Origin of the sequence: Kitasatospora sp. NPDC058492 (genome assembly GCF_042720685.1) — a bacterium.
GTDB lineage: Bacteria > Actinomycetota > Actinomycetes > Streptomycetales > Streptomycetaceae > Kitasatospora.
Genome location: NZ_JBHXMU010000056.1, coordinates 1 through 8,891, shown reverse-complemented (window position 1 = coordinate 8,891; position 8,891 = coordinate 1). Strand labels below are relative to the sequence as shown.

Annotated in this window: 9 protein-coding genes and 1 riboswitch; of the genes, 4 read left to right on the top strand and 5 right to left on the bottom strand. The window is 73.4% G+C overall.

Annotation, left to right across the window (positions count from 1 at the left end):
* Positions 1–165 precede the first annotated feature (165 nt).
* Positions 166–444, bottom strand: a complete 279-nt coding sequence (locus ACFWPI_RS29855) for a MoaD/ThiS family protein (RefSeq protein ID WP_063348229.1) — start codon at positions 442–444, stop codon at positions 166–168.
* Between the two features lie 41 nt (positions 445–485).
* Positions 486–1,766 (bottom strand): threonine synthase, encoded by a 1,281-nt coding sequence (gene thrC / locus ACFWPI_RS29850; protein ID WP_380374802.1) that lies wholly within the window; start codon positions 1,764–1,766, stop codon positions 486–488.
* A gap of 17 nt (positions 1,767–1,783) precedes the next feature.
* Positions 1,784–1,920, bottom strand: a riboswitch (SAM riboswitch).
* Positions 1,921–2,067: 147 nt separating this feature from the next.
* Here thrC and ACFWPI_RS29845 point away from each other — a divergent pair.
* Both ACFWPI_RS29845 and ACFWPI_RS29840 read left to right on the top strand, forming a co-directional pair.
* Positions 2,068–3,069 carry a glucosyl-3-phosphoglycerate synthase gene (locus tag ACFWPI_RS29845; RefSeq protein ID WP_380374801.1) on the top strand — a complete coding sequence of 334 codons (1,002 nt, stop codon included), beginning with the start codon at positions 2,068–2,070 and terminating at the stop codon, positions 3,067–3,069.
* A 50-nt stretch (positions 3,070–3,119) separates the two neighbouring features.
* A complete protein-coding gene (locus tag ACFWPI_RS29840; protein ID WP_380374799.1) occupies positions 3,120–4,586 on the top strand; it encodes a trehalose-6-phosphate synthase in 1,467 nt (488 codons plus the stop codon).
* 50 nt (positions 4,587–4,636) lie between these two features.
* Here the strand turns inward: ACFWPI_RS29840 and otsB are convergent, their stop codons facing one another.
* Positions 4,637–5,476: a trehalose-phosphatase gene (otsB, locus tag ACFWPI_RS29835; protein ID WP_063348232.1), complete on the bottom strand. Its 840-nt coding sequence runs from the start codon at positions 5,474–5,476 to the stop codon at positions 4,637–4,639.
* A gap of 30 nt (positions 5,477–5,506) precedes the next feature.
* Complete coding sequence (locus ACFWPI_RS29830; protein WP_063348233.1) at positions 5,507–5,767, bottom strand: DUF3263 domain-containing protein; 261 nt, start codon at positions 5,765–5,767, stop codon at positions 5,507–5,509.
* 67 nt (positions 5,768–5,834) lie between these two features.
* Between ACFWPI_RS29830 and ACFWPI_RS29825 the strand changes: the two genes are divergently transcribed.
* Positions 5,835–6,185 (top strand): cupin domain-containing protein, encoded by a 351-nt coding sequence (locus ACFWPI_RS29825; protein ID WP_063348234.1) that lies wholly within the window; start codon positions 5,835–5,837, stop codon positions 6,183–6,185.
* Positions 6,186–6,248: 63 nt separating this feature from the next.
* On the opposite strand, the gene ACFWPI_RS29820 is transcribed toward ACFWPI_RS29825, so the two are convergent.
* Positions 6,249–7,529, bottom strand: a complete 1,281-nt coding sequence (locus ACFWPI_RS29820) for an extracellular solute-binding protein (protein ID WP_063348235.1) — start codon at positions 7,527–7,529, stop codon at positions 6,249–6,251.
* A gap of 293 nt (positions 7,530–7,822) precedes the next feature.
* Here ACFWPI_RS29820 and ACFWPI_RS29815 point away from each other — a divergent pair, with 293 nt between their 5' ends.
* The gene (locus tag ACFWPI_RS29815; RefSeq protein ID WP_063348236.1) at positions 7,823–8,770 is read left to right on the top strand and encodes an ROK family protein; all 948 of its coding nucleotides are present in this window, start codon (positions 7,823–7,825) and stop codon (positions 8,768–8,770) included.
* Positions 8,771–8,891: the final 121 nt, after the last annotated feature.

Here is an 8,891-nt window from a genome sequence, read left to right as displayed (position 1 = left end):
GCCCCCCCTCCACCCCCCCCCCCCAACACACCACCCCCACTCCCCCCCACTATCCCCCCCCACTAGCGCGCCCCCGCCCCCGCCGCTCCGCACCCCGCTATCCGAACGCCCCCCACGGCCGGTCGGACGAACGGCTCGGGCGGGGTGCCCGGGTCGGGGCGCGGCTCAGCAGCCGCCGGCCACCGCCGGGATGATCGAGACGCTGGCGCCGGCCGCGATCCCGGTCGCCAGGCCCTCGGCGAAGCGCACGTCGTCGTCGTTCACGTAGACGTTGACGAAACGGCGCAGCTTGCCGGCGTCGTCCAGGATGCGGGCGGCGATCCCCGCGTGGTTCTTCTCCAGGTCGGCGATGACCTCGCCCAGGGTGGCGCCCTCGGCGGCCACCTCGGCGGCGCCGCCGGTGTAGGTGCGCAGGATGGTGGGGATACGGACGTTGGCGCTCATGGTTCTCCTAGCGGGTGCGACCCAGCGGGGTGGGGGGTGTTTCAGGCGGACGCGAGGCCGGCGTCGTGGAAGGACGCCAGGGTCGGGCGGATGACGGCGGTCATCCCGGCCCCGGCGACGGCGTCCAGGGTCTTCAGGCCGTCGCCGGTGTTGATCGCGACGGTCTCCTTGGCCGGGTCCAGCTGGCCGGTCTCCACCAGCTTCTTCAGCACGCCGACGGTCACCCCGCCCGCGGTCTCGGCGAAGACGCCCTCGGTCCGGGCCAGCAGCCGGATCGCGTCCACCACCTCGGCGTCGGTGACGTCCTCGACCGCGCCGCCGGTGCGCCGGGCGATGTCCAGCACGTACGGGCCGTCCGCCGGGTTGCCGATCGCCAGCGACTTGGCGATGGTGTCCGGCTTGACCGGGCGGATCACGTCCTGGCCGGCCTTGAACGCCGCCGACACCGGCGAGCAGCCCGCCGCCTGGGCGCCGAAGACCCGGTACGGCCGGTCCTCGACCAGGCCGAGCCTGATCAGCTCCTGCAGCCCCTTGTCGATCTTGGTCAGCTGGGAGCCGGAGGCGATCGGGATGACGATCTGCTCCGGCAGCCGCCAGCCGAGCTGCTCGCAGATCTCGTACGCCAGCGTCTTGGAGCCCTCGCCGTAGTAGGGGCGCAGGTTGACGTTGACGAAGCCCCAGCCCTCACCGGCCGGATCGCCGATCAGCTCCGAGCAGAAGCGGTTCACGTCGTCGTAGTTGCCCTCGATGCCGACCAGCTCGCCGCCGTACACCCCGGCCATGACGACCTTGCCCTGCTCCAGGTCGTGCGGGATGAACACGCAGGACTTGAAACCGGCCCGGGCGGCCGCCGCGCCCACCGCGCCGGCCAGGTTGCCGGTGGAGGAGCAGGAGAGCGTCGTGAAGCCGAAGGCCCGCGCGGCCTCGATGGCGCAGGCCACCACGCGGTCCTTGAACGAGTGGGTCGGGTTGCCCGAGTCGTCCTTGATGTGCAGCTGCGCGGTGAAGCCCAGCTCGCGGCCCAGGTTGTCCGCCTTGACCAGCGGGGTCCAACCGGGGTTCAGGTTGGGCTTGGTGGCGACGTCGGCCGGGACGGGCAGCAGCGGCGCGTAGCGCCAGATCGAACTCGGGCCGGCCTCGATCCGGCGGCGCAGCGCCTCGGCGCCCTCGCTGCCGAAGTCGTACGCGATCTCCAGCGGGCCGAAGCACTCCAGGCAGGCGAAGCTCGGACCGAGCGGGAAGCGGGTGCCGCACTCCCGACAGGACAGCGCGGTGGCGGGGCCGAGGTCCACGGATGCGGGTGCGACAGTGTCGATAGCCATGATGGCGGAGGCCTCTCTCCTCATCTTCCCCGTGGCACGGTCGCGCCACAGGCCGGAATTGGCACCTGTCCCGCCGGGGCCTGTCGACAGACAGCCGCGCGAGAAGGTTGCCGGGACGTCAACGGGCCGTTCCCTCAGTCCCTCTGGATGAGCTTGTGAAATTGTGGTGGTGCTCAACGGCGACCCCGACGTGCAAAGGTCCGGCCGCTGTACGAAGACTGTATCCGAAGGCGTCAACCCCGAACGGGATCGTCCGCCACGCGAGATGGCGCGTCCCACCGACCCCGCCGAGGAGAGTCCCGTGCCCGCCGAACCGACCCCCGCGCTGCTCCCGCAGGCGGCGTCCTGGCTGCGCCGCCGCTCGTGGAACGCGGTCGACCGGCCGGTGCACGCCCTGCTGGAGGCCAAGCGCCGGACCGGCCACACGGTCAGCGTGGTGCTGCCCGCACTGGACGAGGAGGCCACCGTCGGCGACATCGTCCGCACCATCCGCCGCGAGCTGATGGAGCGCCTCCCGCTGGTCGACGAACTCGTCGTCATCGACTCCGGCTCGGCCGACGCCACCGCCGCCGTCGCCGCCCGGGCCGGCGCCCGGGTGGAGTACCGCGACGCGATCCTGCCCCGGCTGCCCGCCGTCCCCGGCAAGGGCGAGGTGCTCTGGCGCTCGCTGCTGGTCACCCGCGGCGACATCGTCTGCTTCGTCGACGCCGACCTGCGCGAGTTCGACCCGGCCTTCGTCTCCGGCATCCTCGGCCCGCTGCTCACCGAACCGGACATCCAGCTGGTCAAGGCCATGTACGACCGGCCGCTGGAGACGGAGGGGGCGGTGGTCCCGGCCGGCGGCGGCCGGGTCACCGAACTGGTCGCCCGCCCGCTGCTCAACCTGCACTGGCCGGAACTCGCCGGTTTCGTCCAGCCGCTCGGCGGCGAGTACGCGGCCCGCCGCGCACTGCTCGAACGGCTCCCCTTCCCCACCGGCTACGGCGTCGAACTCGGCCTGCTGGTCGACGCGCTGGAGACGGTCGGGCTGGACGCCCTGGCCCAGGTGGACGTCGGCGTCCGGCACCACCGGCACCAGGACGGCCAGGCCCTCGGCCGGATGGCCGCCACCATCTACCGCACCGCCCTCGAACGCCTCGACCGCACGCACCGGCTGAAGGCCTCGGCCGACCTCGTCCACCCGCTGCTGACCCAGTTCACCCGCGACCCGCAGAGCCGGGAGTTCACCGCCCACACCCACCCGGTGACCGCCCTGGAACGCCCGCCCATGCACACCGTGCCCGAGTACGCGACCCGACACTGAACACCCACCGAAAGGGTTTGCCGCTCCGGAGCCCAGGCAACGTACCAACCATGGGCGATCTCACGACCGAACGTTCGAGTGCGACCGGCACCGCCCCCGTCCTGGTGGCCTCCAATCGGGGACCGGTGTCGTTCAGCACCGCGGACGACGGCACGCTGACCCTCCGCCGCGGCGGCGGAGGCCTGGTCTCCGGCCTCTCCGCCATCGACGACCCCGACGCCGTCTGGGTCTGCGCCGCCCTCGGCGCCGCCGACCGACAGGCCGCCGGAGAGGCCCCGGACGGCCGCCTCGACCTCGCCGGGCACGACGTGGGCGGCCAGGCCGTCCGCATGCTGGACATCGATCCCGACACCTTCGCCCGCGCCTACAACGGCGTCGCCAACTCCACCCTCTGGTTCGTCCACCACCTGCTCTACGCCACCCCCACCGCCCCCGCCTTCGACGCCGGGTTCCGCACCGAGTGGGCCGCCTACCGCGCCTACAACACCGCCTTCGCCGAGGCGCTGGCCGCCGAGGCCGCCCCCGGGGCCGCCGTGCTGGTCCAGGACTACCACCTCTCGCTGACCCCGGCACTGCTCCGCGCCGCCCGCCCCGACCTGCGGATCGGCCACTTCTCGCACACCCCGTGGGCCCCGCCCGAGTACTACCGGCTGCTGCCCGACGACGTCGCCGAGGCCGTCCTCACCGGCATCCTGGGCGCCGACCGGGCCGGCTTCCTGACCCGCCGCTGGGCGCTGGCCTTCGCCGACTGCTGCGCCGACCTGCTCGGTGCCGAGGTCGACCGGGACGCCATGACCGTCACCCACGCCGGCCGCACCACCCGGCTCGGCGTCCACGCGCTCGGCGCCGACGCCGACTTCCTGCGCGAACGCTCCCACCGCCCGGACGTCGACGAACGCCTCGCCGCCCTCCGCGAGGCCGTCGGCGGGCGCCGCACCATCGTCCGGGTCGACCGCACCGAGCTGAGCAAGAACATCGTCCGCGGCCTCCAGGCCTACCGGCACCTGCTGCGCACCCGCCCCGAATGGCACGACCGGGTGGTGCACATCGCCTTCGCCTACCCCTCGCGCACCGACCTCGCCGAGTACCGCGCCTACACCGCCCAGGTCCAACGGCTCGCCGAGGACATCAACGCCGAGTTCGCCACCCCCGCCTGGCAGCCGCTGATCCTGCACGTCGACGACGACTTCCCGCGCTCCCTGGCCGCCTACCGGCTCGCCGACGTGGCCCTGGTCAACCCGATCCGGGACGGCATGAACCTGGTCGCCAAGGAGGTTCCGGTGGTGTCCGACCACGGCTGCGCCCTGGTGCTCTCCCGCGAGGCCGGCGCGTACGCCGAACTCGCCGAGGACGCGCTCACCGTCAACCCGTACGACGTCATCGCCACCGCCGACGCCCTGCACGCCGGCCTCACCATGCCCGAGGAGGAGCGCGCCGACCGCACCAAGCGCCTAGCGGCGGCGGCCACCGCGCTGCCACCGCAGCAGTGGTTCCTCGACCAGCTCAACGCGCTGTGAACCAGCTCGGCGCGCGCTGAACCGGCCCGCTCAACGCGCTGCCGCCCGGCTCAGCCCGCGCCGACGGCCGCGCCGAGCGCCGCGAGCAGTTCCACCACGCCGGCCGGGCCCGCGACCACCAGGTCCGCCCGGTCGGCGAGCTCGCGCACCGGCGCGTCCCCCACCGCGCCGCTGCACACCAGCAGCCCCGCCACCCCCTCGCCGCGCAGCTTCTCCACCGCCGCGAAGGCCGCCACGTCCCCCAGGTCGTCCCCCGCGTACAGCACCGAGCCGGCCCCGCGCTCGCGCAGGAAGCCGGTCAGCGCCGCGCCCTTGTCCACCCCCGGCGGCCGCAGCTCCAGCACCAGCCGCCCGGGCTCCACCACCAGCCCGTGCCCGGCCGCCAGCTCGCCGACCGGCGCCCGCAGCAGCTCCAGCGCCTCCTCGGGCGCCGCCGTGCGCCGGGTGTGCACCGCCAGCGAGCGCCCCTTGTCCTCCAGCCACGTCCCCTCGGGCGCCCCCGCCGCCGCCAGCAGGCCCGGCAGCGCCGCCCGCGCCCCGGCCACCCCGGGGTGCACCGGCGGCGCGGTCACCTCGCCGCCCTCCCAGCGCTCGGCGCCGTAGTGCCCCAGCACCACGACCCCGGGCAGCCCGTCCAGGCCGCCGTACTCCGCCGCCAGCGCGGCCGGCCGCCCGGTCACCACCACCACGGCCCGCACCGCCGGCACCAGCGCCCGCAGCGCGGCCGCCGCCCCCGGATGCGCCCGCGCCCGATCGGGGTCCGCCACGATCGGCGCCAGCGTCCCGTCGAAGTCCAGCGCGATCACCGCCTCGCCCGGCGCCGCCAGGATCGCCCGCAGCCCGTCCCGCCCGGCAGCCGTGACCGGCACCCACTTCTCGTCAAAGCCCATGCCCGAGCCCTACCCCGCGGCCCCCTCCCGCTACCGCGCGGACCGACGGGCCTCCCGGATCCGGCGCAGCCGGTTCACCAGCACCGGGGCGTGCGCCAGTGCCTCCGGCCGGTCCAGCAGCGCGTTCAGCAGCTGGTAGTACCGGGTGGAGGAGAGCCCCAGCTCCTCCCGGATCGCCCGCTCCTTGGCCCCGGCCGTCCGCCACTGCCGCCCCTCCAGGGCCAGCACCGCCAGGTCCCGCTCACTCAGCTCGCCCACCAGGACACCTCCGCCATCACTACGGAGTGTCATTCTCCCGCGTGAGCCGGACACACTGTGCGCCCTCCGGCGCCCGGCCGCCCCGGCTAGCGTCGGCGGTATGACCACGCCCAGCTTCGCCGTGCACATCCCCACCGCCGACCTCGAACCCGACCCGCTCGACCCGGCCCAGATCGTCTCCGGCACCCCGGAGGTCTCCGGCCTGGTCCTCTCCGAGTCCCCCGACGGCCGCCAGCTGCGCGGCATCTGGCAGATCACCCCAGGCGTGGTCACCGACGTGGAGGCCGACGAGCTGTTCGTGGTGCTCAGCGGCCGGGCCACCATCGAGGTCGAGGGCGGCCCGACCCTGGAGGTCGGCCCGGGCGACTGCGCCGTGCTGCGCGAGGGCGACCGGACCACCTGGACGGTCCACGAGACGCTCCGCAAGGCCTACGCCATCACGCTCCCCTGACGAGCCCGACCCTGACGAGCCCGACCCTGAGACCCCGCCCCTGGAGAGCACCCCGGCCCGGGTTCACCTGCGGACCCGGGCCGCCTCCTTGACCGCCGCGTCCTGCAGCCCGGCGAGCGCCTGCTTCGGGTCCCCGGTGACGGCCTGCCCGATCCCGGCCTTGATCCGGTTGCTGACGTCGCCCCAGGCCGGGTCCCCGAACGGGTAGAAGCTGGCGTTGGTCAGCCCGACCGCGAACTGCTTGAGGTCCTCGTGCTTCGGGTCGGACGTCATCTGGTTGAACGCGTCCTGGGTGACCGGCAGCAGGTTGTACTGCTCGTCGAACTTCAGCTGGAACTCGCGGGAGTAGGCGAAGGACAGGAACTTCTTGATCTCGTTCTTGTGCCCGTTGGCCTTGAACGCCATCATCCAGTCCGCGACGCCGAGGCTGCCGGTCTTGCCCACGCCGTCCTTCTTGGGGATCGGCGCCGTCCCGAAGTCGATCTTCCCGGCGGTGGCCATCCGCAGCAGCGTCGGGTGCCCGTTCAGCATCGCGACCTTCCCGGCCGCGAAGTCCTGGAAGACCGGGGTGCGGTTCATCTTGCCCGGGTCCGGATAGGTCAGCCCGGTGGCCACCAGGTTGTTCTTCAGCCAGCTGAAGGTGGCCTGGTTCTGGGTGCTGTCGATGGTGTAGTTGCCGACGTCGTCGGAGAGGCTGCCGCCGCCGCTCAGCGTCCACAGCATGGACTCGGCCGGCGCCTCCTCCGGCCCGAGCGGCAGCCCGTACGGGGTCACGCCCGGCACCTTGGCCTTGATCTTCTCGGCGTCCTGGCGCAGTTCGTTCCAGGTGGCCGGCGGCTGGGTGATGCCGGCCTGGCGGAAGACGGCCTTGTTGTAGAAGAGCACCCGGGAGGAGGAGACGAACGGGATGCCGTACTGGGTGCCGAGCACCTGCCCGGCGTGCGCGAAGGTGTCCAGGAAGTTGGCCTGGGTGTCCATCGAGAGCACGTCGGCGGCCGGGTACAGCCGGTCCGCCGCGACCTGGTCGGCGAAGCCGCCGGTCTGCAGCAGGTCGGGGGACTTGCCGGCCGCGATCATGTCGTCGACCTTCTTGCCGATGTCGGTCCAGCTGTCCACCTCGACGTCGACCTTGATGCCGGGGTTGGCGGCTTCGAAGCCGTGCGCGATCTCGTCCCAGTAGAGCTTGGAGCTGGTGTCGGCGCTCTCCCCGTAGTCGGCGGCGACCAGCTTGAGGGTGACCGGCCCGTCGTTCTGCCCGCCGCAGGCGCTGACGGCGGTGAGTACCAGTGCTCCGGCCAGCGCGGTGCCGAGGACGCGGGTGGGAACGTGGGCGCGCCTGTTCAACGCGGGTACCGCCTTCAGGGGAGAACTGCGACCGGACGGGGGAATCCGGGAGGGGGGAGGCGCAACACTGCCAAACCCACCGGGCGGTGGTCCACACCACTGTGCCGAGCCCGCCGAGTAGTTATCGAAGTGCGGACGTCATTGCACGATGCGCAACAGAAGGTGAACGGAAGGCGCCCGACGCAAAGCCGCTCACACCGACCCCATCTGCGACAAAGCTCACCTACTTTGGACCAGACCAATCCGACAACTGGACTAGACCTCTTCTACCCGACCAAGGGAAACTGTCCTCCGTGAAGCACGTCATCGCACTCGATGTAGGCGGCACCGGCATGAAGGCCGCGCTGCTCGCCCAGGACGGCTCCGTGCTGTTCGAAGCACGCCGACCGACCGGGCGGGAGCACGGCACGGACGCCGTGGTCGCCGCCATCCTCGACTTCGCCGCCGACCTGGCGGACGAGGGCCGGGGCCGCTTCGGCGTCGCCCCGCTCGCGGCCGGCGTCGCCGTCCCGGGCACGATCGACGAGAGGAACGGCATCGCGGTCTACTCGGCCAACCTCGGCTGGCGGGACCTCCCGCTGCGCAAGCTGCTGGGCGAGCGCCTGGCCGGGCCCGACGGAGCCGCCATCCCCGTCGCACTCGGCCACGACGTGCGTTCGGGCGGCCTGGCCGAGGGCCGGCTCGGCGCCGGCCGGGGCGTCGACCGCTTCCTGTTCATCGCGCTGGGCACCGGCATCGCCGGTGCCATCGGCATCGGCGGCCGGATCGAGGCCGGCGCGCACGGCTACGGCGGCGAGATCGGCCACGTCGTGGTCCGCCCGGGCGGACCGCAGTGCGGCTGCGGCGCCCGCGGCTGTCTGGAGACGCTCGCCTCCGCCTCCGCCGTGTCCCGCGCCTGGGCCGCGGCCAGCGGCGACCCCGACGCCGACGCGGCATCCTGCGCCGCCGCGGTGGACGCCGGGGACGACCGCGCGCTCGCGGTCTGGCAGGGCGCCGTCGACGCCCTCGCCGACGGGATCGTGCTCGCCCAGAGCCTGCTCGACCCGTCCACGGTGATCGTCGGCGGCGGGCTGGCCGAGGCCGGTGACACGCTCTTCGGCCCGCTGCGCACGGCGGTCACCGAGCGCCTGACCTTCCAGATGCCCCCGAAGGTCGTACCCGCCATGCTCAAAGACACCGCCGCGTCCCTGGGCGCGGGCCTGCTCGCCTGGGATCTGCTCTCCATGGAGGTGACCGCGTGACCACCGCGGACCGTGACCGTACCGCACTGGCCGGCGCCCGGCTGGTCCTGCCCGGCGGCGTCGTCGAGGGCGGCCGCCTGGCCGTCGAGGGCGACCGGATCGCCGGCCTCGGAGGCGAGAG